22 protein-coding genes are annotated in these 22,147 nt (G+C 56.9%); 15 read left to right on the plus strand and 7 right to left on the minus strand.

The window, feature by feature from the left end; genetic code table 11:
• Window positions 1–148: 148 nt before the first annotated feature.
• From FMN52_RS03520 to htpX, 3 genes are all read left to right on the plus strand, one after another.
• Complete coding sequence (locus FMN52_RS03520) at window positions 149–1,363, plus strand: pyridoxal phosphate-dependent aminotransferase (RefSeq protein ID WP_148607320.1); 1,215 nt, start codon at window positions 149–151, stop codon at window positions 1,361–1,363.
• Window positions 1,364–1,374: 11 nt separating this feature from the next.
• Window positions 1,375–1,845: a hypothetical protein gene (locus tag FMN52_RS03525; RefSeq protein WP_148607321.1), complete on the plus strand. Its 471-nt coding sequence runs from the start codon at window positions 1,375–1,377 to the stop codon at window positions 1,843–1,845.
• Between the two features lie 95 nt (window positions 1,846–1,940).
• On the plus strand, window positions 1,941–2,822 hold the full coding sequence (gene htpX / locus FMN52_RS03530; protein ID WP_148607322.1) for a protease HtpX: 882 nt from the start codon (window positions 1,941–1,943) through the stop codon (window positions 2,820–2,822).
• Between the two features lie 56 nt (window positions 2,823–2,878).
• Here htpX and pdxB read toward each other — a convergent pair whose 3' ends face one another.
• Genes pdxB through FMN52_RS03545 form a run of 3 tightly spaced genes read right to left on the minus strand, consistent with a single transcriptional unit; the run spans window position 2,879 to window position 5,892 of the window.
• Window positions 2,879–4,030 carry a 4-phosphoerythronate dehydrogenase PdxB gene (pdxB, locus tag FMN52_RS03535; RefSeq protein WP_148607323.1) on the minus strand — a complete coding sequence of 384 codons (1,152 nt, stop codon included), beginning with the start codon at window positions 4,028–4,030 and terminating at the stop codon, window positions 2,879–2,881.
• A gap of 17 nt (window positions 4,031–4,047) precedes the next feature.
• Entirely contained in the window at window positions 4,048–5,331 is a 1,284-nt protein-coding gene (locus FMN52_RS03540) for a DEAD/DEAH box helicase (RefSeq protein ID WP_148607324.1), read from the minus strand.
• Window positions 5,332–5,337: 6 nt separating this feature from the next.
• Window positions 5,338–5,892, minus strand: coding sequence for an elongation factor P hydroxylase (locus tag FMN52_RS03545; RefSeq protein ID WP_148607325.1), 555 nt, complete (start codon window positions 5,890–5,892; stop codon window positions 5,338–5,340).
• A 187-nt stretch (window positions 5,893–6,079) separates the two neighbouring features.
• On the opposite strand from FMN52_RS03545, the gene dsbD reads away from it, so the two are divergent.
• Window positions 6,080–7,975 carry a protein-disulfide reductase DsbD gene (dsbD, locus tag FMN52_RS03550; RefSeq protein ID WP_148607326.1) on the plus strand — a complete coding sequence of 632 codons (1,896 nt, stop codon included), beginning with the start codon at window positions 6,080–6,082 and terminating at the stop codon, window positions 7,973–7,975.
• Window positions 7,976–7,987: 12 nt separating this feature from the next.
• Here the strand turns inward: dsbD and tusA are convergent, their stop codons facing one another.
• Complete coding sequence (gene tusA / locus FMN52_RS03555; protein WP_148607327.1) at window positions 7,988–8,227, minus strand: sulfurtransferase TusA; 240 nt, start codon at window positions 8,225–8,227, stop codon at window positions 7,988–7,990.
• An 86-nt stretch (window positions 8,228–8,313) separates the two neighbouring features.
• Here tusA and FMN52_RS03560 point away from each other — a divergent pair, with 86 nt between their 5' ends.
• Complete coding sequence (locus tag FMN52_RS03560; protein ID WP_148607328.1) at window positions 8,314–8,604, plus strand: antibiotic biosynthesis monooxygenase family protein; 291 nt, start codon at window positions 8,314–8,316, stop codon at window positions 8,602–8,604.
• Here the strand turns inward: FMN52_RS03560 and rlmM are convergent.
• Window positions 8,601–9,677, minus strand: a complete 1,077-nt coding sequence (rlmM, locus tag FMN52_RS03565; RefSeq protein ID WP_148607329.1) for a 23S rRNA (cytidine(2498)-2'-O)-methyltransferase RlmM — start codon at window positions 9,675–9,677, stop codon at window positions 8,601–8,603. The genes FMN52_RS03560 and rlmM overlap by 4 nt on opposite strands.
• Window positions 9,678–9,789: 112 nt before the next feature.
• On the opposite strand from rlmM, the gene FMN52_RS03570 reads away from it, so the two are divergent.
• Window positions 9,790–11,631 carry a diguanylate cyclase gene (locus FMN52_RS03570; RefSeq protein WP_148607330.1) on the plus strand — a complete coding sequence of 614 codons (1,842 nt, stop codon included), beginning with the start codon at window positions 9,790–9,792 and terminating at the stop codon, window positions 11,629–11,631.
• 3 nt (window positions 11,632–11,634) lie between these two features.
• Here FMN52_RS03570 and FMN52_RS03575 read toward each other — a convergent pair whose 3' ends face one another.
• Window positions 11,635–12,282 carry an alpha/beta family hydrolase gene (locus tag FMN52_RS03575; RefSeq protein ID WP_148607331.1) on the minus strand — a complete coding sequence of 216 codons (648 nt, stop codon included), beginning with the start codon at window positions 12,280–12,282 and terminating at the stop codon, window positions 11,635–11,637.
• A 221-nt stretch (window positions 12,283–12,503) separates the two neighbouring features.
• Between FMN52_RS03575 and ccoN the strand changes: the two genes are divergently transcribed.
• The 9 genes from ccoN (at window position 12,504) to FMN52_RS03620 (ending at window position 21,183) form a co-directional block, all read left to right on the plus strand.
• Entirely contained in the window at window positions 12,504–13,934 is a 1,431-nt protein-coding gene (ccoN, locus tag FMN52_RS03580) for a cytochrome-c oxidase, cbb3-type subunit I (protein ID WP_148607332.1), read from the plus strand.
• A 15-nt stretch (window positions 13,935–13,949) separates the two neighbouring features.
• Window positions 13,950–14,558, plus strand: coding sequence for a cytochrome-c oxidase, cbb3-type subunit II (gene ccoO, locus FMN52_RS03585; RefSeq protein ID WP_148607333.1), 609 nt, complete (start codon window positions 13,950–13,952; stop codon window positions 14,556–14,558).
• 4 nt (window positions 14,559–14,562) lie between these two features.
• Window positions 14,563–14,748: a cbb3-type cytochrome c oxidase subunit 3 gene (locus FMN52_RS03590; RefSeq protein WP_148607334.1), complete on the plus strand. Its 186-nt coding sequence runs from the start codon at window positions 14,563–14,565 to the stop codon at window positions 14,746–14,748.
• The gene (gene ccoP / locus FMN52_RS03595) at window positions 14,745–15,635 is read left to right on the plus strand and encodes a cytochrome-c oxidase, cbb3-type subunit III (RefSeq protein ID WP_148607335.1); all 891 of its coding nucleotides are present in this window, start codon (window positions 14,745–14,747) and stop codon (window positions 15,633–15,635) included. The genes FMN52_RS03590 and ccoP overlap by 4 nt, the downstream gene beginning before the upstream one ends.
• Before the next feature lie 129 nt (window positions 15,636–15,764).
• Window positions 15,765–17,195: a cytochrome c oxidase accessory protein CcoG gene (ccoG, locus tag FMN52_RS03600; protein ID WP_148607336.1), complete on the plus strand. Its 1,431-nt coding sequence runs from the start codon at window positions 15,765–15,767 to the stop codon at window positions 17,193–17,195.
• Between the two features lie 44 nt (window positions 17,196–17,239).
• Window positions 17,240–17,755, plus strand: coding sequence for a FixH family protein (locus FMN52_RS03605; RefSeq protein ID WP_148607337.1), 516 nt, complete (start codon window positions 17,240–17,242; stop codon window positions 17,753–17,755).
• Window positions 17,752–20,199 (plus strand): heavy metal translocating P-type ATPase, encoded by a 2,448-nt coding sequence (locus FMN52_RS03610; protein WP_148607338.1) that lies wholly within the window; start codon window positions 17,752–17,754, stop codon window positions 20,197–20,199. The genes FMN52_RS03605 and FMN52_RS03610 overlap by 4 nt, the downstream gene beginning before the upstream one ends.
• Before the next feature lie 37 nt (window positions 20,200–20,236).
• Complete coding sequence (gene ccoS, locus FMN52_RS03615; protein WP_148607339.1) at window positions 20,237–20,497, plus strand: cbb3-type cytochrome oxidase assembly protein CcoS; 261 nt, start codon at window positions 20,237–20,239, stop codon at window positions 20,495–20,497.
• Complete coding sequence (locus FMN52_RS03620; RefSeq protein ID WP_148607340.1) at window positions 20,494–21,183, plus strand: sulfite exporter TauE/SafE family protein; 690 nt, start codon at window positions 20,494–20,496, stop codon at window positions 21,181–21,183. Before ccoS ends, FMN52_RS03620 begins: the two co-directional genes overlap by 4 nt.
• Here FMN52_RS03620 and ttcA read toward each other — a convergent pair.
• Window positions 21,180–22,094, minus strand: a complete 915-nt coding sequence (ttcA, locus tag FMN52_RS03625; RefSeq protein ID WP_148607341.1) for a tRNA 2-thiocytidine(32) synthetase TtcA — start codon at window positions 22,092–22,094, stop codon at window positions 21,180–21,182. The two genes, FMN52_RS03620 and ttcA, sit on opposite strands and share 4 nt — an antisense overlap.
• Window positions 22,095–22,147 lie beyond the last annotated feature (53 nt).

The raw sequence follows: 22,147 nt of genomic DNA on the forward strand, positions 1-22,147 counted from the left end.
GGTTCAGGTTTGTGAGCTAAATCTGCCTTAACACGACACAATTCATCATAATTCCCCTGTTGCCGCCGGCCCTCGCTCCGCTAGAATAAAGGCCTGTCGTGTTGGCAGGTGCCATTTTTCGATCTCAAAAGAAGGACGTCCGGGTCTTATGCAGAACTACTACAAATCCGCCAAGCTGGATAACGTGTGTTATGAAATCCGTGGCGTAGTTCTGCGGGAAGCACGTCGACTCGAAGAAGAGGGTCATCGGGTGCTCAAGCTCAACATCGGCAACCCGGCCGCCTTCGAGCTGGATGTCCCGGAAGAAATCCAGCAGGACGTGATCTACAACATGCACCAGGCCCAGGGCTATGTAGAATCAAAGGGGCTGTTCTCCGCCCGCAAGGCGGTCATGCATTATTGCCAGCAACGGGGCATCGACAAAGTCGATATTGACGACATCTTCCTGGGTAATGGCGTCAGCGAGCTGATTGTCATGACCATGCAGGCGATGTTGAACACCGGTGACGAAGTTCTAATACCGGCCCCGGACTACCCCCTGTGGACCGCTGCCGTTACTTTGTCCAGCGGCAAGCCAGTGCACTATCGCTGCGACGAGCAGCAGGACTGGTTTCCGGATATCGACGACATCCGGAAAAAAATTACCCGGCGGACCCGCGCCATTGTTCTGATCAACCCCAATAACCCGACCGGCGCTGTCTATTCTAAAGAGCTTCTTGAACAGGTCATCGAACTGGCCCGGAAGCACAACCTGATCATCCTGTCCGACGAGATCTACGACAAGATCCTCTATGACGGTACCCAGCACATTTCCACCGCCTCACTGGCCGACGATGTGCTTTTCTTCACCTATAACGGCCTGTCCAAGAACTATCGGGCGGCGGGTTACCGTTCGGGCTGGATGATTGTCAGTGGTGCCAAGCATCGAGCCAAGGATCTGATTGAGGGCATTGATATGCTCTCCAACATGCGGTTGTGTGCAAATGTTCCGGCCCAGCTGGCCATTCAGACAGCGTTGGGGGGCTACCAGTCCATCAATGATCTCGTGGCGCCGGGCGGGCGGCTATATGAGCAGCGGGAAACCGCCTGGCGAATGCTCAACGACATTCCGGGAGTAAGCTGCGTTAAACCTCAGGGCGCGCTGTATCTGTTCCCGAAGCTGGATCCGAAGCACTTCCCCATCGTGAATGATGAAAAGCTGGTTCTTGACCTCCTGCTGCAGGAAAAAATCCTGCTGGTACAGGGATCGGCGTTTAACATTGATGACAAGCAGCACCTGAGAGTGGTGTTCCTGCCACGGGAAGACACCCTGGAGGACGCCATGGGCCGACTCGGAAATTTCCTTGGCAAATACCAGCAATAACGGGGAAAACCATGGCGGATATTCATGTTGAGGAATTCTACAAGGATGCAGCCATTGCACTGGTGCAGCTATATGGCGCTTTCCCGCGTCGGATAAACCTGTTTGTCGAGGACATTGCCGGTCCGGATGAGCCGGACGAGTTCGGTCTCCACAGCAAGCGACATATGGCCTGCTTTGGTGCCCTGCTCTGGCTTTCGGAGGAAGGCCTGCTCAGGTACGTCGACACTATTCGCCAGGAAGCACTGGACCAGGCTGTACTGACCAGAGACGCATTTATCCGTCTGAGCGCGCCGGCGCCACAGGCGTTGACCAGCGAATTCGGAATCCCCGAGCAAAGTGCCGCCAGTAACTTGCCCCCCTCGGTTCAGGAAGACCTCTCCACCCATATCCACCTGATCCGCAAGACCCTGCGCAGCGGCAACTCCGCCAGAATCAGCCAGATCATGCAAGCAACCTTTTTTACTGACCCCGGCAATGATTAAATCAATGTAAACTCGTTGATTGATTGAACCGCGGCCACATATAAGGGTCTGAATGACGTCTTTATCTTCTGTGACGAACTAATCAAGGAACCAACATGCGTATTCTGCTGTTTCTGGCAACCAACCTTGCTGTAATCCTTGTCGCCAGCTTTACACTCCGACTGCTAGGCGTGGACAGCTACCTCGCCCAGAATGGTATTCAGTATGGCTCTTTGCTGGCTTTCGCTGCGGTCTTCGGATTCGCCGGCGCCATCGTGTCACTGCTGATATCCAAGCGAATGGCCAAGTGGAGCACCAAGGCCAGGATCATTGATTCCCCGCGAACACCTGCCGAACGCTGGCTGGTGGATACTGTGGCGGAGTTGGCCAACAACGCCGGTATCGGCATGCCGGAAGTTGCCATTTTCCCCGCGTCTCAATCCAATGCCTTCGCAACGGGCTGGAACAAAAACGACGCACTGGTAGCCGTCAGCGAAGGCCTTTTGCATCGGTTTAACAAGGATGAGATCCGGGCGGTCCTGGGCCATGAGATCGGCCATGTTGCCAATGGTGACATGGTGACACTGGCGTTGATTCAGGGCGTAGTGAACACCTTCGTTATCTTCGCGTCCCGGGTGATCGGCTCCTTTGTCGACCGGGTGATATTCAAGAATGAAAGCGGGCATGGGCTCGGCTTTTTCGCCGTCAGCATTGTTGCCGAAATTGTCCTGGGTATACTCGCCAGCACTATTGTGTTCTGGTTCTCACGCCGCCGGGAATTTCGGGCGGATATCGCCGGTGCTCAACTGGCGGGTCGGTCAGCCATGATCAGTGCGTTGGCAAGGCTGAAGCAGGAAAGCGAGGTGCCGGATCAGATGCCCGATAGCCTTCAGGCCTTTGGCATTAACCGCGGGGCCCGAGGCGGCCTGAGCGCATTGTTCATGACCCATCCGCCGCTGGAAGACCGGATACAGGCGTTGCAGAGTGCCAAGCTTTAAACAAAAAAGCCGGGATCCTATGACCCCGGCTTTTTCTTTCCTGCGGAGAGCTACGATCAGATTTTCAGCTTGAACCCAATGGCCCGGAAACTGTCCTGCAGGGATTTGCTGGTTCCCTTGAGTTGAATCTTGAGGCTTGAGCACTCCCGACGAACCGGATAGTCCCGGCGCAGTCTGTCAAACGCAGCGCCCCGTTCTTCAAGAGACCCTGTCATGGCATTGCGAAGCCTTGCATCATCTCGGCGAGGGTCGTAACAGGCTCTTAGCGCAATTCGAATCGCATCCTCTTCGTCGGCAGAGCTGGTAAAGGAAATCTTGCTGAGGGCTGGCTCCGGGAGAAACTGGCCCGCTTTTTTGCGAACCGGCAGCCCCAGGAACTGGCTCAGAGCCTGATAGATCACCTCCGTTCCCTGAACCTTGCCTTCCAGGCTGTAACCGGCAATATGCGGTGTCGCTAGCCAGACCCGGTCAACCAGCTCGGGATGAATTCTCGGTTCCTGCTCCCAGACATCCAGGGCCATGGTGGGCGCATTGCCCTGTTCAAGGCGGGCCAGCAACGCAGATGAGTCGATCACTTCTCCCCGACCGGCATTGATAAGAAGCTGGCTCGCACCGAGGGCCTCAAGTTCCGCGCCGCCGATCATATGCAGAGTGGGATGATCCCCCTCACGGGTCAACGGGGTATGCAGGGACACCACATCACACTTCATTACCTCTTCAAGTGCCACAAACTCCTGATCGTCCTCTTCCCGATCCGCTCTGGGCGGATCGCAAAGACGCACATCGAATCCGAGACGCTCCAGTTTGCGGGCCAGCTCACCACCAACATTACCGACACCCACGATACCAACGCTTAGTTGGGCCCAGTCCTGCAAGCCACACCGTTCAGCATGCAGCGACAACACGGACAGGACATATTCGGCGACACTGTTGGCGTTGCAGCCCGGTGCCGCAGAGAAACGAATCCCCGCCTGTTCAAGCCAGTCGAGATCGACATGGTCGGTACCGATGGTGGTTGTGCCCACAAACCGGACCCGACTGCCCTCCAGAAGCTCACGATTTACCCTGGTGACGGAACGAACCAGCAGTATATCGGCGTCCCGGACATCCTCGCTCGTCATAGAACGACCGGAGACTCGCCGAATCTCACCGATATCGCCAAAGAAGGAGTCCAGTAGGGGAATGTTTTCGTCTGCTACGATCAACATGATGATGTCCGGCCCTGTCAGTTCCTGCGCTGACGCTGATTACGGCCACCCTGGCCACGACCACCTGAACCCTGCGGGCGCCGACCGCGCTTTCGGGTAATCGGCGGGTTGTCCATCGGCGCCATGAGCGCCTCGTCGGGCACCGCGGTCTTCAGTTTCTGGCTGATGTAGGTTTCGATGGCCGGGAGCGCGAACGAGTCGTCCTCGCCGGCAAAACTGATCGAAACCCCATGCTTGCCGGCCCGGCCTGTGCGGCCGATCCGGTGCACATAATCCTCGGCATTATCTGGCAGATTGTAGTTGAAAACGTGGGTTACGCCGTTCACGTGAATACCTCGTCCGGCCACATCGGTGGCGACCAGCACCTGGATACTGCCCTTCTTGAACTGGTCCAGGGTTTTGAGGCGTTTGTTCTGTGCGATCTCGCCTGACATCAGGGCCACCTTGACCCCCTGGTTCCTCAGATCTTCTTCCAGGTCGCGGCATTGATCCCGGCGGTTGGCAAATACCAATGCTTTTTCCACTTCCGGCCGTTTCAGGAAATTAACGAGCACCGGAAGCTTTTCATCGTCGCCTACAAGGTAGACCGTCTGCTCAACCCGTTCCGCCGTTTTCTGTTCCGGCTCTATCTCCACGAATTCTGCGTTGCTCGTCCACATGGAAGCGAGGTTAAGCACATCCTGGTTGAATGTGGCACTGAACAGCAGGGTCTGACGCTCGTCTTTGGGCGTGCATTTGCGGATGATCCGTTTAACATCCGGGATGAATCCCATGTCGAGCATGCGGTCAGCTTCATCCAGAATCAGGATATCCAGCTGATCCAGGAAGACGTCCTGGGATCCGAGAAAGTCGATCAGGCGTCCCGGGGTCGCAACAAGAATGTCGACGATCTCATTCTGCAGCTGGTCGCGCTGCTTGTCGTAGTTCATGCCACCCACAACGGTCACCACGTTATGCCCGGTGTGCTGGCATAATTGCTCTGCGTCCTTCGCGATCTGCATGGCCAGCTCCCGGGTGGGAGCCAGTGCAAGCACCCGGGGCTCAGACGCAAAACGGTCTTTCTCGGGAATCGGAGTCTCCAGCAAACTTTGGATCGCCGTAATCAGAAACGCTGCAGTTTTACCGGTGCCGGTCTGCGCCTGGCCAATCAGGTCTTCGCATGCCAGTGTCCAGGGCAGTGTTTCTGCCTGAATGGGTGTGCAGTATTCAAAACCAATGGCCGTAATGGCATCCAGCAAACGCTTGTCGAGGTTCAGATCGCTGAATCTCAAATCGCCGGTGTGTTTTGGGTCAGATGTCATAAAGTCTCAGTTTTCCTGGGAATGTCCTGATTCAGAATGTAACGGAGCGACACGCCGGGCGTCTTCATACCAGCGTTCTTCAAGAGTTTCTCCGGTACCATAAAATGTTGCCAGCGAATCAAAAAACGTCTGGGCCCTGGGCGGCAAACCCCGCGACAAATACTCGCCTGCCTGGCTCATTACGTTCTGTCGGAAACGCTCTTCATTGGCGGCGCCAACTCCGGAGAGGTTGTCCACGCTGATGTGAAAACGGGAACCTGCGGCCACCGAAAATAACCACTCAATGGCCTGAGGCTTGACCTCAACCTGCTCGAATGCCTGTTGCTGCTGCAGTGTACGGCCATCCGGACAGTACCAGTAACCATAGTCGTGAAGTGTGCGCCGATGCTCACCAGCAATACACCAGTGGCTTATTTCATGCAAAGCACTGGCATAATAGTCGTGAGCAAAAATAACCTGGGCAAGGCCTTCAGGCTCGCTTGCAGGCAGGTATTCAGGTTCATCACTGCCTTTGACCAGAACTGTCCGGTATGCTTCCCGGAAAAGGTCATTAAACAGCATGATAAGATCATTTGGACTGTGATTCATTGGGTGGCTATTGTGCGACTTTAGCGCCTCCAATACCAGAGGGAACTTTGACAGCCCCCTCGTGTCCATTGCTGGCGTGGGCCGGCGCCAATTACGCTGTAACAGTTCGACTTTAAAAGACTCTACTTGAAGAGACACTAACCGGGAAATCGTACAATCAATGATGGCTTTCGCTGCAGTATCGAAGATGAAACGCCAATGGGCGAGTTCGCTGAGCCTGTTACTTGCACTCACCCTCATGCTTTGGGCCTCCTCGTCTGCCGGGGCCCTCGGCGGCAATGGGGACTCCTTGTTTGGCGGCCAGGGTAACGATTTCCTGCCTGTCGACGAAGCACTGCCCTTCAGTTTCAGCACCGACGCAGACACCGTGGTTCTCTCCTGGGATATCACACCCGGGCACTATCTTTATCGCGAACGTGTAAGCATTACCGCCACCAATCCCGATGTCGAACTTGGGGAACCGGCGTTTTCGGCACCCGGAACGGTGACCGAGGACGAATTCTTCGGCAAAACCACGGTGTTTTTCGACCCCATTGAAGCCCGGGTTCCGGTCTCGCTTCCAGCCGGCGTCCGTGAGGCACAACTTGAGGTAACCTATCAGGGCTGCGCCAAGGCAGGGCTGTGTTACCCGCCTCAGACCCGGGATGTCCTTTTCTATCAGGGCAGTGGCGGCCCTGGTTCCCAGACAACCTCGGCAGCAGGTTTCTCGGGAGGCGTCGACGTACCCGTTAACACTGAAACCGCCACCGGACTTGCAGGCTTTCTCGCCCAGCAATCCATATTTGTGATCGCAGGCGTGTTTCTGCTGCTGGGGCTGGGGTTAACCTTCACCCCCTGCGTACTGCCGATGGTACCGATTATTTCATCACTGGTTTCCAGCAGAAACACACGAACCACCGGCCATGCATTGCTCTTGTCGGGCAGCTATGTTCTCGGCATGGCACTGACCTACGCTGCGGCTGGTGTGCTGACCGGTCTGCTCGGGGCCAGCTTCAACCTCCAGGCTCAATTGCAATCACCCTGGGTGTTGAGCGTCTTTGCCTTGCTGTTCGTGGTCTTTGCAATGTCCATGTTCGATCTGTTCGAAATCCAGCTACCCCGCTTCATTCGCGAACCACTCAATGACGCCAGCCACCGGCTCACCGGAAGCCGCGTGTTCAGCATTTTCGGCATTGGCGCTCTATCGGCCCTGATTGTATCGCCCTGTGTATCGGCTCCGCTGGCTGGCAGCCTGCTGTATATCTCAACAACCCAGGACGCCGTAATTGGCGGTGTCGCCTTGTTTGCACTTGGGCTGGGCATGGGCATTCCGCTGATTCTGGTGGCGGTGGGTGGTCGAAAACTGCTGCCAACGACCGGCCACTGGATGACCGCAGTGAAACACTTCTATGGTGTGATGTTGCTGGCCGTGGCGATCTGGCTGGTCGAGCGTCTGGTCCCGGGCTGGCTTGCACTGACTCTCTGGGGTCTTCTTGTCGCCATCACCGGCGTCCAGTTGGGCGCCTTCGATGCTGCCAAGGCAGGATGGGAACGAACCCGCAAAGGCCTTGGCCTGGTTCTTTTCGCCTATGGCCTCGCTCTGCTCGCAGGCGCTGTGGGCGGGGCCAATGACCCGCTGAAACCTCTGGCTCCCTTTACGGTGGCTTCCGCCTCATCCGGTGTTGCTGGCAATGGCGGTATGCAGCACGCGGATTTCGCGCGGGTCGAACAGCCCTCTGAAATCCAGGCAATGTTGCAGCAGGCCCAGGAACAGGGCCGCCCCGTCCTGTTGGACTTCTATGCCGACTGGTGCATCTCCTGCAAGGTCATGGAGCGAAATGTATTCAGCAAGCCCGATGTAATCCAGGCGCTTGTCCCTTATACCTTGCTGCAGATCGACATGACTGATAACACGCCCGAACAGCAGGCCATGCTGGACGAACTTGGCCTCTTTGGACCGCCTGCCATCCTGTTCTATGGCAGCAATGGAAAAGAGCTGCCTCAGCGGAGGGTGCTGGGCGAAATGGATCGGGAGGAATTCCTTGGCCACCTCCGCACGCTGCGCCCGGAGGTGTGACAGCATAAGTCACTACTGCCCTCGGCGTATCAGGTAGATAAACAGGTCGTTGTCTTCGGCCTGATTGATCAACTCATGGCCGAGGAACTGACAGAACCTCGGTATGTCCCGGGTCGTTGAAGGATCGGTGGCCACAACCCGCAACACGCCACCAGGTTGAACATCGTTGATCCGGTTATGAAGCATCATGACCGGTTCCGGGCAGAAAAGGCCGCGGGCGTCCAGCTCCAGGTCGTATTCGGTTGCGCTCACACTACGTCTCCTGTCAATGAACCTGATTTTTCGTAAAAATCTGCTAAATTATTGTTTATAACAGTTAAAACACTTGGAGGTTTGCCATGATCCGGGTTCTGATTGAACGCCATATCGCTGAAACCCTGGAAACAGCTTACGAAGAACGTTCGCGCAAGGTTCTCCAGCAGGCTGTAAGTGCGCCCGGTTTTATATCCGGCGAAACCCTGGTCGACAGCCACGACCCCAATCACAGGATCACCCTGGCGAACTGGCGATCAGAAGCAGACTGGGACCGCTGGTTTCACTCCGAGGAACGCCGAGCCCTCATGCTGGAGTTAATCCCCATGATGGATGCTGAGGAGCACATCACGGTCCTGGAACAAAGCGCGTTCTAACCCGTCCGCTCGACAAAGCAGGTAATCTCTTCGCGGTCATGATACAGATGGCGGGCTTTCAGGCGAAAACCGATGCCCGCCTCTTTCAGACCATCAACAAGAATATCACGGCAAATCAGCCACTCGTCATAGCGCTTCTTCATGGGCAACTTGAGATTGAATACCGTATAACGACAAAGGCCTTCACCGAGCCAGGTAACAGCCAGTTTTGCAGTTTTACGGGGCTGATCCACGATATCGCAGACCATCCAGTCGATACCCCGTTTGGGGCGCCAGCCATACCCATCCGCTTCCACATGCTCCACCTGACCCGTGGCCATCAGCTCGGCGTTCATGGGGCCATTGTCAACGGCGGTTACCATCATGCCCTGGCGAACAAGCTGCCAGGTCCAACCACCGGGGGCCGCTCCCAGATCCGCGGCCTTCTTGCCGCCACCGAGGTAGTCCAGCTCCTGCTCAGGTGGCAGAAACACCTTCCATGCCTCCTCCAGCTTGAGCGCGGACCGACTGGGCGCTGATGCCGGAAGACGCAGTCGCGGGATGCCACCGACATACCGGGCCCGGTTATCAGCAAGACTGAAACCAACAACTGCCGAAGAGAAGTCTGGCAGGAAAACCTCCAGGCGGGCGGGGGCCGAAGCATTCTGATCGGCCTTCAGCAGGCCAGCTCCACGTAAGCCACGGGAGAGCGGCGATACCCATTTTCGGGCAAAGTTGCCCAGGTCGCCATCTGCGTTATTTTCCGGCAACCGGACTTCCAGGCGCGCACAGCCGGGAAAGCCGCGCCCGAGTCCCCGGATCCCTTCTATTACCGCACCAACCCTGTCGGCCTCTGGCAGGCGGAATTCGCCAAGCACGACGATCCAGTCACGAACGAATACCAGCTCATCAAGCGTGAGACGGGCCATGACATCATCTGCGGTTTCAGGGGCCGCCGGATAGAACCGAACCAGGCCCTGATCTTTGACAGGCTCGAAATAGCCGAAAATCCCCCTTTCCGCGGCGGAGTCGGTCACTTCACGGCCGGCTTCCGTCTCAAAGCCGGGCCGGCAAAATACAAGAATCTGTTCCATGCAGTACCTGATTTAGGGCTGGCGACCAACCCTCGAAAGTTGAATCTGTTTAACAGCGCAGATTGTCTTCTCTGGCTACACTTCCCGCTCTGATAACCGCAGGAAGCCATGAATGTCGTCCGTTTTGCGCTTGATTGCCATTCTCAGCCTTTTGCTGATCCCTGCCCTGGCGCTGCCAGACACCGGATCCGTCCCGCTGGGTTGCCCTACACTTGAGGCAACCGAAACTGCTGACCGCGCTTCCCTGATGCAATATGTTTGCTATTACGGCGCCTCGCCGGGTGCGCCCGGCCACACGGCAACGGCTCCGGACCAGCTTCCGGAGGATCTACAATGGACGCCGGCGAACGGACGGGACCTGGTATTCAGCCACACCAAGTCCGTTTACTGGGTCCATCTGCATGTCAGGAACTCCGGGAGCGAACGTGCCGTCTGGTACCTTAAACTCAACTATCCCCTATTGGACGAAGTTACGTTCTGGCAAACGGGGAATGATACTACAGAGACAGTTGTCACCGGAGATCAGCGGCCTTTCGCGTCCCGGGCGGTAGACTACCGGTATTTCCTGTTCCCCGTCACTCTTGATGGCGGTGAGACCCGATCTTTAACGCTCCGGATCCATAGTAATGGCGCACTGAACGTACCTCTCAGTTTTGAAACTGCGGGAGAAGCTATTGCCCAAAGCAATCACCTGACACTGACCCATGGGCTGTTCTATGGGGCCCTCCTGGTATTTGCAGTCTTCAACCTGCTGCTCTTCTTCAGCTCCGGGACTGGCTATTATTTCTACAACGCGTTCTACCTGGCAGCGCTGGGACTCTTTCTGTTTGCAATGGGCGGATTCGCCAACCAGTATTTCTGGCCAGACAATGCCAGCTTCGCCAATACGTCCATTCCGCTGTCGTTGTCACTTTGCGCCTTGGCCATGATACTTTTTGGCCGCTCGTTCCTGGAAGTGGGCAGGGGAACCATCTCAGAAACCGTCCTCAAGGGGCAGGCCTGGTTCTGCATCGGTTTCCTGACATTGACTCTAGTTCTACCCTACAACAAGACCATTCTGCTCAATACCGTTCTGGCCCTGACGGTTATTTCAAGCCTGTTCATCATTGCAGCCGTCCGGTGGAAGCAGGGCTATCAGCCGGCCGTGTGGTACCTGCTGGCGTGGCTGATCATGCTGGTCGGCGGCCTGATATACGCCCTTGCGGCCTTTGGCTATCTCCATGACTTCCTTGCAAGGGAAGCTCTCATGCAATCTGCGGTGGGCGGACAGGTGATCCTGCTCAACTACGCCATGGTGCAGCGGTGGCGCCTACTCAACCAGAAGCTCCTCGATGTGGAACACAATGCAAGGACAGATCTGGAATTCAAGGTGCACGAGCGCACTGCCCAGCTGAGAAACACTATGCGCGAACTCGAGAAGGCCAACCGCAAATTGTCGACGATGAGTCTGAACGACGCGCTCACGGGCCTGCATAACCGAAGGCACCTGAATAACATATTCCCCGAGCTTTGCGCCGAAGCTCGTCGAACCTCCCAACCGCTGACACTGGCCCTGGTAGACGCCGACCATTTCAAGAACATTAACGACACCTGGGGCCACAGTTTCGGAGATACCTGCCTTCAGTTTATTGCCGAAATGCTTACCCGGCATGTGAAGCGCCCGCGGGATGTAGCCATCCGGTTCGGCGGTGAAGAGTTTGCACTGCTGCTGCCGGGAACCGATGCGGCAGGCGCCCTGAACGTCTGTGCGTCACTGCTGAAAGACATCGCTAACACCCCTCTTCTGTCGCCGGACGACACCGAGGTAAGAATGACCCTGAGTGCTGGCATAGCGTCACTCAACCCCGACGAGACGCAGAACCAGCTGTTCGAGCGAGCAGATGAAGCGCTATACCGGGCAAAAAGCGAAGGCCGCAACCGGGCCCTGCTGTCCGAAGCCATTGAGGTGGAGTAAGGATCAGGGCATCAGCCTTTCACCCAAAAAAGTCCGGGTTTCCAGGGAGGCCGCTGCGATCAGTTCATTTTGGGTCTGCGACTGGCTTTTCAGCGGCTGAAAATCATGATTACCACCCTCCAGCCAGTGCAACCGGATGGCATCCAGCTCCTTTTCATGGCCGGCCATCTCGGCGGGCTTGCCGAACGGATCCCTTGTCCCCTGAAGCACCAGCATGGGGCAGTTCAGATCGTGGAAGTGCGCGGTTCGCCAACGGTCCGGCTTTCCCGGCGGGTGGAACGGATAGCCGAAACAGACAACGCCATCGATGCCATCCCGACGGCTGGCAAGGATGCTCGCCATGCGCCCGCCCATGGACTTGCCGCCAACCAGAACCTTGCTGCTGTCTCCCACTTCTGTTCGAACCTCGTCAACCACCCGGGAAAAATACTCCAGCAGTACCGGCTCCCTGTCAGGCGGTCGCTTTTTTCCATCGGCACGTCGCTTCTGCATATAGGGAAACTCAAACCGAATCGTACCGATGCCTTCCCGCTCGAGCGCCTCAGAAAGCGCCTCCATGAACGGCGAATCGGCCGGAGCGCCCGCTCCATGAGCCAGAATCAGTACGACTTCTGGATGACTTTCATAGCCTTTGGTCTTAATCAACTCCACAGAATTCACCTCATCCAATTAAGCGACTATCATTGCTACCTAGGCAACACACATTCCCTGCGCTGAAACAACTCCAATAACGGCACTGAAAAGGAAGCCATGTTGCTGATTTCGGCGCATTTGACGGATGTCAGGAGTTGACCTGAGTCATTGCAAACAGCTAATCGTTTCTCCATACTTGCGCCCGCATATTTCCCCACTTTAAACCCATTGGTAAGGCTATGAGCACAGTAAATGCAAACCTGACATACAACTACAAGGTGGTGAGACAATTCGCCATCATGACAGTGGTATGGGGTATTGTAGGTATGGCGCTGGGTGTGCTGATTGCAGCACAGCTGGTCTGGCCGTCCCTCAACCTCGACCTGCCCTTTACCCACTTCGGCCGTCTGCGGCCGCTGCATACCAACGCCGTCATTTTCGGCTTTGGTGGAAGTGCCTTGTTCGCTACCTCCTACTACGTGGTGCAGCGCACCTGTCAGGCCCGTCTGATTTCCGATGGTCTGGCGTCGTTCACCTTCTGGGGCTGGCAAGCGATCATTGTCTCGGCAGCCATTACACTGCCGCTCGGCCTTACCTCTTCCAAGGAATATGCCGAACTGGAATGGCCCATCGATATTGCCATCGCCATAGTCTGGGTGACCTACGCACTGGTGTTCTTCGGAACCGTGACGAAGCGCAGTACTCCGCACATCTACGTGGCCAACTGGTTCTACGGCGCCTTCATCATTACGGTTGCGTGTCTGCATATCGGCAACAACATGGCGCTGCCCGCCAGTGCTTTCAAGTCCTACTCTGCTTACGCGGGCGTTACCGATGCCATGATGCAGTGGTGGTACGGCCATAACGCGGTAGGTTTCTTCCTGACCGCCGGCTTCCTGGGCATGATGTACTACTTCGTTCCCAAGCAGGCCAACCGTCCGGTTTACTCCTATCGTCTGTCGATCGTCCACTTCTGGGCCCTGATCGCGACCTACGTATGGGCCGGTGGCCACCACCTGCACTACTCTGCCCTGCCAGACTGGGCACAGACAGCAGGTATGGTTATGTCCCTGATTCTGCTCGCACCTTCCTGGGGCGGCATGATCAACGGCATGATGACCCTGTCGGGCGCATGGCACAAACTGCGCACTGACCCGATTCTGCGCTTCCTGGTGGTTTCCCTGTCGTTCTACGGCATGTCCACCTTCGAAGGTCCCATGATGTCCATCAAGACCGTAAACGCGCTGTCTCACAACACAGACTGGACCATCGGCCACGTTCACTCCGGTGCCCTTGGCTGGGTTGCAATGATCAGTATCGGCGCGGTTTACCACCTGATTCCCAAACTTTGGGGTGTTCAGGCCATGTTCAGCACGTCCCTGATCAACGCGCACTTCTGGCTCGCAACCGTCGGCACCGTCCTGTACATCGTTGCCATGTGGGTTAACGGCATCATGCAAGGTCTTATGTGGCGCGCAGTCAACCAGGACGGCACCCTGACCTACAGCTTTGTAGAAGCACTGGAGGCCTCTTACCCGGGTTACTTCGTTCGCTTCCTTGGCGGCGTCATCTTCCTGTCCGGCATGCTGATCATGGCTTACAACGTGTACATGACTGTTCGCCAGAAAGATGCGGTTGCGCAGGACAACGCGGCAACACAGCCGGCGTAACGGGAGAGAGATCAGATGAAACACGAAATAGTTGAAAAGAACCTTGGTCTGATGATCGTACTGATCGTCCTGACCATCAGCGGTGGTTTTCTCGCCGAAGTAGTGCCCCTGTTCTTCCTGAAGGAAACCAATGAGCCGGTTGAGGGCCTCGAGCCCCTGTCGGCCCTGGAACTGGAAGGCCGGGACATCTACATCCGCGAAGGCTGCCACGTGTGTCATACCCAGCAGATCCGCCCGTTCCGTGCGGAGACTGAGCGGTATGGTCACTACTCCGTTGCGGGCGAGTTCGTATATGACCGTCCGTTCCTGTGGGGTTCCAAGCGCACCGGTCCGGATCTGGCCCGCGTAGGCGGCCGGTACTCGGACGCCTGGCAGCGCCAGCACCTTTATAATCCGCGCAGCGTGGTGCCAGAGTCGAACATGCCGGCCTTCCCATGGCTGTTCGAAGATCAGGTAGATCACTCCAAGACCGCCGCAAAGATGGAGACTCTCCAGACACTGGGCGTGCCCTACACCGATGAGCAGATTGCAGAAGCATCTGCCCAGGTAGAAGGCAAATTCGAAATCGAGGCTCTGGTCGCGTACCTGCAACAGCTGGGTACCGTGATTTCAGACAAACGGTGAACCCATGGATATTAATGAGTTACGCGGCATTCACACACTTCTGGTAATGGCGGTTTTCCTTGGAATCGTCTGGTGGGCCTACAGCGCCCACCGCAAGAAGGCCAACGACGAGGCAGCACACCTGCCCTTCGAGGATGACGACGTGGAAAAGCGTACGCTCGAACAGGAAAAAACGGAGAATAAAGAATGAGTACCTTTTGGAGCATCTGGATCAGTGTGATCGTGCTCGGTACCGTTTTCGGCTGCTGGTGGCTGCTTTGGGCAACCCGCAAGAGCCAGACGACCGATACCGAAACCGACCGCACCATGGGCCATTCCTTTGATGGCATTGAGGAATACGATAACCCGCTGCCGAAGTGGTGGTTCTATCTATTCCTGGCGACCTGTATTTTTGCGCTTGGCTATCTGGCGCTGTATCCGGGTCTGGGCAACTGGAAGGGTCTGCTGGGCTGGACTGCCGTTAATCAGTGGGAAGCCGAGGTTGCCGAAGCTGAGGAGAAATACGGCCCGATCTACGCCCAGTATGGCCAGACTCCCGTTCCCGAGCTGGCCGAAAACAGCGATGCCATGAAAATTGGCCAGCGTCTGTTTGCCAACAACTGTTCGGTCTGCCACGGTTCCGCGGCTCGCGGCCAGGTTGGCTTCCCCAACCTGACTGACGACGACTGGCTCTGGGGCGGAACACCTGAAGCAATCCTGGAAACCCTGCACAACGGTCGGATGGGTAACATGCCCGCCAAAGGCACTATGCCCAGCATGACCAACGAGCAGGTAGACCAGGTTGTGAACTATGTCCTGAGCTTCAGTGGTCGGGAAAAAGACGCCGAAGCTGCCAAGGCAGGGGAACAGGTCTTCGCACAGGCTTGTGTGGCCTGTCATGGCCCTGAGGGCAAGGGTATGCAGGCTTTGGGCGCGCCCAATCTGACCGACAACACCTGGCTCTATGGTTCAACCTATGAATGGATCAAGGAGACCGTTATTAACGGTCGCCAGAACCAGATGCCTGCCCAGGATCGTCTGCTTTCAGAAGATCAGATTCAGATTCTAGCGGCTTACGTCTACAGCCTCTCGAACTGAGTCAGCCGGCCGGGGGATTAACCCCGGCCTGGTCTTTTCAACCCTGTGTCTGCGATGCGGGCACAGGCTTGAAAAGATCAACAGCCTAGAAGCCTGTTGCCCCGCATTACCATTTTCCAGGAGGTAACGATGAGCAGTGAGATTCCGGTCAAACAGGTTGACCCATCCTCTGACCCCTCCGACAACAACAATAAATCCGGAACCGTCGAGTTATACGCCAGCCGCAAAAAAATTTACGTCAAGGAAGTTAAAGGCTTCTTTCAGCGCATCCGGAACGTCAGCCTGACGTTGCTGATGGGCATGTACTTTGCCTTTGTCTGGTTCACCCTGGACGGACAACCACTGATTCATTTTGACCTTCCTGCCCGTGAGTTCCATTTGTACGGAGCGACCTTCTACCCGAAAGATTTCATTCTGCTCTCGGGAATGCTGATTATTTGCGCCTTCGGCCTGTTTTTCATTACCACGCTATTTGGTCGGGTCTGGTGTGGCTACACCTGCCCCCAGACTGTCTGGACCTTCATTTTCATGTGGGTTGAGGAACGTATCGAAGGCAGCCGAAACAAGCGGATGAAGCTGGACAAAGCTCCCAGCTCGGCAACCAAGATCGCCAAGAAATCCGCCAAGCATGGAGTCTGGCTCCTGATCGCCCTGGCTACCGGCCTCACCTTTGTCGGCTACTTCTATCCGATCCGGGAACTGATCGCAGACCTGTTCACCTTGCAGGCCAATGGCTGGGCCTATTTCTGGGTTGCCTTCTTCACGGTCGCCACCTACCTCAATGCAGGCTGGATGCGTGAGCAGGTTTGTCTGTATATGTGCCCCTATGCCCGCTTCCAATCCGTGATGTTTGACCCCAATACCCGTGTGGTCTCCTACGATCCCAACCGCGGCGAGCCCCGGGGCGGCCGGAAGAAAGGTGTGGATCCGGCGGAGGCCGGGCTGGGCGACTGCATCGACTGTGGCCAGTGCGTTCAGGTATGCCCAACGGGCATTGATATCAGGGACGGCCTCCAGTACGAATGTATCGGCTGCGCCCTGTGCATTGATGCCTGTGACGAAATCATGGACAAGATGAATTACCCGAGAGGGCTGATCCGCTACACCACAGAAAATGAACTGGAAGGCAAGACCTCGAAGCTCCTGCGACCAAGAACCTTTGGCTATGGGGCAGTCCTGTCCTTGATGATTGCGGCGATTATTTTCACGATCGCCACGCGTGTGCCGGCCCAGATGGACGCCCTTCGCGATCGGGGGGCCTTGTACAGCTTCAATGGCGAGGGGCGCATTGAGAACTCCTACACGCTGAAAATTGCCAATATGACAGAGGTCCCCCAGACCTTCACTCTGGCAGTGACTGGCCTGGACGGTATCCGGATCCTCACTGACACCTCGGTAACCGTTGAAAGTGGTGAAAACCGCTCATTGCCAACCGTTGTCGACGTGCCGCCGGAATCCATTACCGAATCCAACAACGATATCCTGTTCAGGGCACAATCCGAGATTGATTCTTCGTTGAGTCTTGAAACTGAAAGCCGATTTGTCGGTCCAACGCGCTGATTTCCGATCACGCGGATCTGACCGTTTATGCGAGACACTGATTTATGACAGCTGAAACACCTGTAGCACCCTGGTACCGCCAGCCCTGGTTCTGGTTCCTGCTGATTTTCCCGGGCGCATCGATCATTTATTGCGCTATCGCAATCACTATCGCAATCAACACAGAAAATGCGATGGTAACCGACGACTGGTCCAAGGAAGGCCGAGGGATCAACATGTCCATCGCGCGGGACCAGAAAGCCGTCGATCTTGGCATGGAGGCGCAGATTGATTTTCAGAGCCGGAACGTCACCGTCAACCTGAACACCGTTGAAGGCCCGGCGGATTTCCCGTATCTGATTCTTAACCTGTTCCATCCAACGCTTTCGGACAAGGACCGTACCGTCCAGTTCCAGCAGGTCGCCCCCGGTCGCTTCGCCGGCAAGCTCCACAATGACATCGACGGCCGCTGGTACTATGACCTCCGCGGCCCGGCCAACGAGTGGCGACTCAAGGGCGAAGCCTGGTTACCCTCTGAAAGCGGCATTACGGTCAAGGCCGGGGAGTCTGCCCAAGGTTGACCAGCCTGGATTGTTTCCACTGCGGTGAACCGGCAGACGGTGAGCCGCCCATTACCCTTGAGCTCGATGGCACAACCCGCCATTTCTGCTGTCAGGGCTGCAAGGCGGTTTGTCAGACCATCCACAGCGAGGGACTGACCGGTTTTTATGATTTCCGGACGAAACCGGCCGTCACACCGAAGCAGCTGACTAGCGCGGAAGTGAACCGCTTGAGGGAGCTTGATCATCCCCTGGTTCAGGAATCCTTTGTTGCACCGGTAAAAGGCGCGCAGGAAGCCCAGTTGCTGATCGGTGGTATTACCTGCGCGGCCTGTATCTGGCTGCTTGAAAACCATATGAAGCAACAGCCCGGTGTCGTCTCATTTTCAGTAAACCACACCACACAGCGGGCGCGGCTGGTCTGGGCCCAGGATCAGGCGCCGCTGAGCGACCTTCTGATTGCCATCCATGAGCTTGGCTACACCGCCCGCCCCTATCAGGCAGACGAGGCGGAACAGGCCCTCAAGGCCGAGCACCGGTCCATGCTTATCAGGGTCGCCATCGCAGGCATAGGCTCCTTCCAGAGCATGATGCTGGCATTTCCCCTGTACTTCGAACTGGTCAATGACCTGTCACCGGAATTCGTCAGCTTTTTCCGCTGGTTCAGCCTGCTTGTAGCCACCCCAGTCGTTATTTACAGCGCAGCCCCCTTTTTCCGCAATGCCCGCCGGGATATCCAGAGCCGGCACCTGACCATGGATGTGCCGGTTGCCATTGCAATCGGGCTGGCCTACCTCGCCAGTGCCTGGGTAACCGTATTTGGCGGCGAGGAAGTCTATTTCGAGTCCGTATGCATGTTTACGTTCTTCCTGCTCCTGGGTCGGTATATCGAAGTTCAGGCCCGCTATCGTGCGGGCCTGACCGGTAACGCCCTTGCAGGGTTCCAGCCGACCGTTGCCACATTAGTGAACGGTGATGATACGGACATTGTTCCGGCCCACCAGGTTCGGCCCGGCGATATCGTTCGGGTTCGGCCCGGTGAGACTCTGCCGGTGGATGGGGAGATCGTGCGGGGAGAGTCCACCCTGAACGAGGCTGCGTTGACGGGCGAGTATCTGCCCGAAACCCGCCATCCCGGAGACACGGTTCATGCCGGCAGTGTGAACGGCGAGAATCCTCTCGATGTCCGGGTGGTCAAGGCGGGCGCGCAAACGCGGCTTTCAGGCATTCTCCGGGTCCTGGACCGGGTGCAATCCGAAAAGCCCCAGGTCGCGATGATGGCCGACCGGATGGCGGGAAAATTTGTCGGACGGGTACTGATACTGGCGCCCGTAGTCTGGATAGGCTGGTGGCTGGCCGGCGCCGACAATGCCTTCGACATCACCCTGTCGGTACTCGTGGTAACCTGCCCCTGTGCTTTGTCGCTGGCAACGCCAACCGCCATCACCTCTGCCACCGTCCGGCTGCGCCGCCTCGGGTTTCTCCCCACTCGGGGCCATACCCTGGAATCGATGAACACTATTGATACCGTGGTGTTCGACAAAACCGGAACATTGACCCGCGGAGAACTCAGTCTCACTGGCACAAATGTTGTCGGCAGTATGGATCAAGAGACCTGCCTGAAGCTCGCAGCCGGCCTCGAGAAGTATTCCGAGCATCCGATTGCCAAAGTATTCCACCGGAGAACCACTTCTGCAGTTGAACATGTGGCTAATCATGTCGGCGGGGGACTCTCCGGGCAGCTTGGAGACATGCGACTCTTTATCGGTCACCGGGGTTTCGTGGAAAAGCATACCGCTGCGCCAGCCCCACAGGCAGAACATCATCAGGGCATGGAGATCTGGCTCGCGTCAGACCGTGAATGGCTGGCCTGCTTCAGGCTCGACGACCAACCCCGGGATGACGCCCGCGCGGCCATCAAGGCTCTTCAGGAAGCCGGCATTCGCACTTTGTTGCTCAGTGGCGACCGGTCCGGTCATGTTCAGCAGGTGGCGGACATACTGGGAATAGACGAGGCCATCGGACAGGCATCTCCGGAAGAGAAGCTGGCCGTACTGCAGAAACTGGAATCTGAAGGCAGGCATATCATGATGGTCGGCGATGGGCTGAACGACCTGCCCTCCATGGCCGGCGCGGGAATCTCGGTTGCCATGGGCACAGCCGCAGACCTGACCCAACTGAAGGCCGATGCGGTTCTGCTGAACGGCCAGTTACTGCAATTGGTCGAGGCCCTGAAAACAAGCCGTCAGACCCGACGCATCATCCGGCAGAATCTCTGGTGGGCCCTTGCCTACAATGTCTGCGCGCTGCCCCTCGCGGCGGCCGGCATGGTACCTCCCTGGCTGGCAGCGATCGGCATGTCCCTCAGTTCCCTGGTGGTTGTGTTAAATGCGCTGAGACTTGGCAAAGCACCAAAGCAACCGGGTCAGCACAATCCGGCGGTTGGCGCCCAGGCCCTGTCCTGATACCGTAACCCTATACTCTTTTTTGCGAGGTTTCGCCGTGCAAATCGTAATGTTCCTGGTACCGGTGATGCTCATCCTGGTGGCCCTGGGCATCGTGCTGTTTTCTTGGGCGGTCAAGAATGGTCAGTACGATGATCTCGAAGGCCCGGCCCATCGGATACTCTACGATGACGACAAGGACATGATCCCGGACGACGCTCGCACCGATAAACCGGCCGCACAGGAACAAACCTCGGAGCAAGCAGCTGAAGTCAACGAGGCCGCCCATCCGGATGAGGATAACCCTCGAAAAGGATGACCCCTGAACTATACCTCAGCTACCCGAGTGCCTTCCTGATAGGACTGCTCGGCAGTACTCACTGCCTCGGCATGTGCGGCGGCATCAGCGCTTCCCTCTCTATGGCGCTGCCTGTGGGTCGGGGCTTCCGCTTCCGGCAAACGGTAATGCTTCTGGCCTTCAACTTCGGGCGCATCGGCAGTTATGTGCTGATTGCCACACTGGTCGCTCTGGCCAGTACCTCGGCCGCCAGCCAGTGGACCATAGCGGGGCTCGTGCTTCGCACCCTGGCAGGGATACTGCTGATCTTCATGGGGCTATCCATGGGGCAATGGTGGCAGGGGATTCGCTACGTTGAACGTATCGGTGCTCCAATCTGGGCACGCCTTTCACCCCTGACCCGTCGCTTCCTGCCAGTGAATCACGGCGGACAGGCACTTGCCCTGGGGGCGCTCTGGGGCTGGCTGCCCTGCGGGTTGGTATACAGCACACTCGGGTGGGCGGCGTTGCAACCGACGGTTGGCTCGGCGGCGCTGACCATGCTGTTTTTTGGGCTCGGCACCCTGCCCTCCATGCTGGCCACGGGTTTCGCGGCCAACTGGATCCGCGGCTTACAGGGCCACCAAGTGTTCCGTAAAGTGACCGGCGGCCTGCTTATCCTGTTCGGCCTCTGGACGCTGCCTTTCCTGCATCTGGCCGGGCACTAGATATTCAGAACGTCCAGGCGCCCAAAGTCGGGCGCCGCCTCTGGTTCTGCAGTCTGTGCAGACTGGCGTTTGCCACCCAGGCGCTTGCCCTCGCGGAAATCATAAAGGTCAGTATCTGCCAGATGTGAGGGCTCCACATTGCACATGGCGCGGAACATGGTCTCCAGGCGACCGGGGTGTTGCTTGTCCCAGCTTTGAAACATGTCCTTGATAACCTGACGCTGAAGGTTCTCCTGGGAACCACACAGGTTGCAGGGGATGATGGGGAACTCTCGAAGACCCGCATAGCGGGCGATATCTTTTTCCCGGCTGTACGCCAAGGGTCGGATAACCGTGTTGCGGCCATCGTCACTGTGCAGAACCGGCGGCATGGACTTCAGCTTGCCGCCGTAGAACATGTTCAGAAACAGGGTTTCCAGAAGATCGTCCCGGTGATGGCCGAGGGCAATCTTGGTAACTCCGTGCTCCTCTGCGAAATTATAGAGAATTCCACGGCGTAGCCGGCTACACAGACCGCAGGTAGTCTTCCCTTCCGGAACTTTTTCCTTAACAATACTGTAAGTGTCCTTCTCGATAATGTGATACTCGATACCCATGGAGGATAGATATTCGGGCAACACCTCTTCCGGAAAGCCGGGCTGCTTCTGGTCAAGGTTGACGGCAATCAGCTCGAACGAAACCGGGGCGCTCTTCTGCAGGTTGAGCAGAATATCGAGCATGGCGTAGGAGTCCTTGCCGCCGCTGAGGCAGCACATGACTTTGTCGCCGGCTTCAATCATCGAGAAATCGGCAATCGCCTGCCCGACTTCGCGGCGCAGACGTTTTTGCAGCTTGTTCAACTCCAGTTTCTGGCGGCGCTCCCGCTCTGGATTGAGGAACTGTTCGGAACTGGCGATCATTGCTTCGGACATACCAACTACGTTCATAAGGCAAGTGGACGTGGGATTATACGCGTCACATGGAT

Origin of the sequence: Marinobacter sp. BW6 (assembly GCF_008107725.1) — a bacterium.
GTDB lineage: Bacteria > Pseudomonadota > Gammaproteobacteria > Pseudomonadales > Oleiphilaceae > Marinobacter.

Bases quoted from the DNA above. Each gene is read 5' to 3' on its own strand.
- ttcA (WP_148607341.1), bottom strand. From the start codon at position 22,094: ATGTCCGAAGCAATGATCGCCAGTTCCGAACAGTTCCTCAATCCAGAG.
- FMN52_RS03590 (WP_148607334.1), top strand. From the start codon at position 14,563: ATGGATATTAATGAGTTACGCGGCATTCACACACTTCTGGTAATGGCG.
- ccoO (WP_148607333.1), top strand. From the start codon at position 13,950: ATGAAACACGAAATAGTTGAAAAGAACCTTGGTCTGATGATCGTACTG.
- FMN52_RS03520 (WP_148607320.1), top strand. From the start codon at position 149: ATGCAGAACTACTACAAATCCGCCAAGCTGGATAACGTGTGTTATGAA.
- FMN52_RS03570 (WP_148607330.1), top strand. From the start codon at position 9,790: ATGTCGTCCGTTTTGCGCTTGATTGCCATTCTCAGCCTTTTGCTGATC.
- FMN52_RS03560 (WP_148607328.1), top strand. From the start codon at position 8,314: ATGATCCGGGTTCTGATTGAACGCCATATCGCTGAAACCCTGGAAACA.
- ccoP (WP_148607335.1), top strand. From the start codon at position 14,745: ATGAGTACCTTTTGGAGCATCTGGATCAGTGTGATCGTGCTCGGTACC.
- pdxB (WP_148607323.1), bottom strand. From the start codon at position 4,030: ATGTTGATCGTAGCAGACGAAAACATTCCCCTACTGGACTCCTTCTTT.
- FMN52_RS03605 (WP_148607337.1), top strand. From the start codon at position 17,240: ATGACAGCTGAAACACCTGTAGCACCCTGGTACCGCCAGCCCTGGTTC.
- FMN52_RS03525 (WP_148607321.1), top strand. From the start codon at position 1,375: ATGGCGGATATTCATGTTGAGGAATTCTACAAGGATGCAGCCATTGCA.
- FMN52_RS03545 (WP_148607325.1), bottom strand. From the start codon at position 5,892: ATGCTGTTTAATGACCTTTTCCGGGAAGCATACCGGACAGTTCTGGTC.
- htpX (WP_148607322.1), top strand. From the start codon at position 1,941: ATGCGTATTCTGCTGTTTCTGGCAACCAACCTTGCTGTAATCCTTGTC.
- FMN52_RS03540 (WP_148607324.1), bottom strand. From the start codon at position 5,331: ATGACATCTGACCCAAAACACACCGGCGATTTGAGATTCAGCGATCTG.
- ccoG (WP_148607336.1), top strand. From the start codon at position 15,765: ATGAGCAGTGAGATTCCGGTCAAACAGGTTGACCCATCCTCTGACCCC.
- rlmM (WP_148607329.1), bottom strand. From the start codon at position 9,677: ATGGAACAGATTCTTGTATTTTGCCGGCCCGGCTTTGAGACGGAAGCC.
- ccoN (WP_148607332.1), top strand. From the start codon at position 12,504: ATGAGCACAGTAAATGCAAACCTGACATACAACTACAAGGTGGTGAGA.
- dsbD (WP_148607326.1), top strand. From the start codon at position 6,080: ATGATGGCTTTCGCTGCAGTATCGAAGATGAAACGCCAATGGGCGAGT.
- FMN52_RS03620 (WP_148607340.1), top strand. From the start codon at position 20,494: ATGACCCCTGAACTATACCTCAGCTACCCGAGTGCCTTCCTGATAGGA.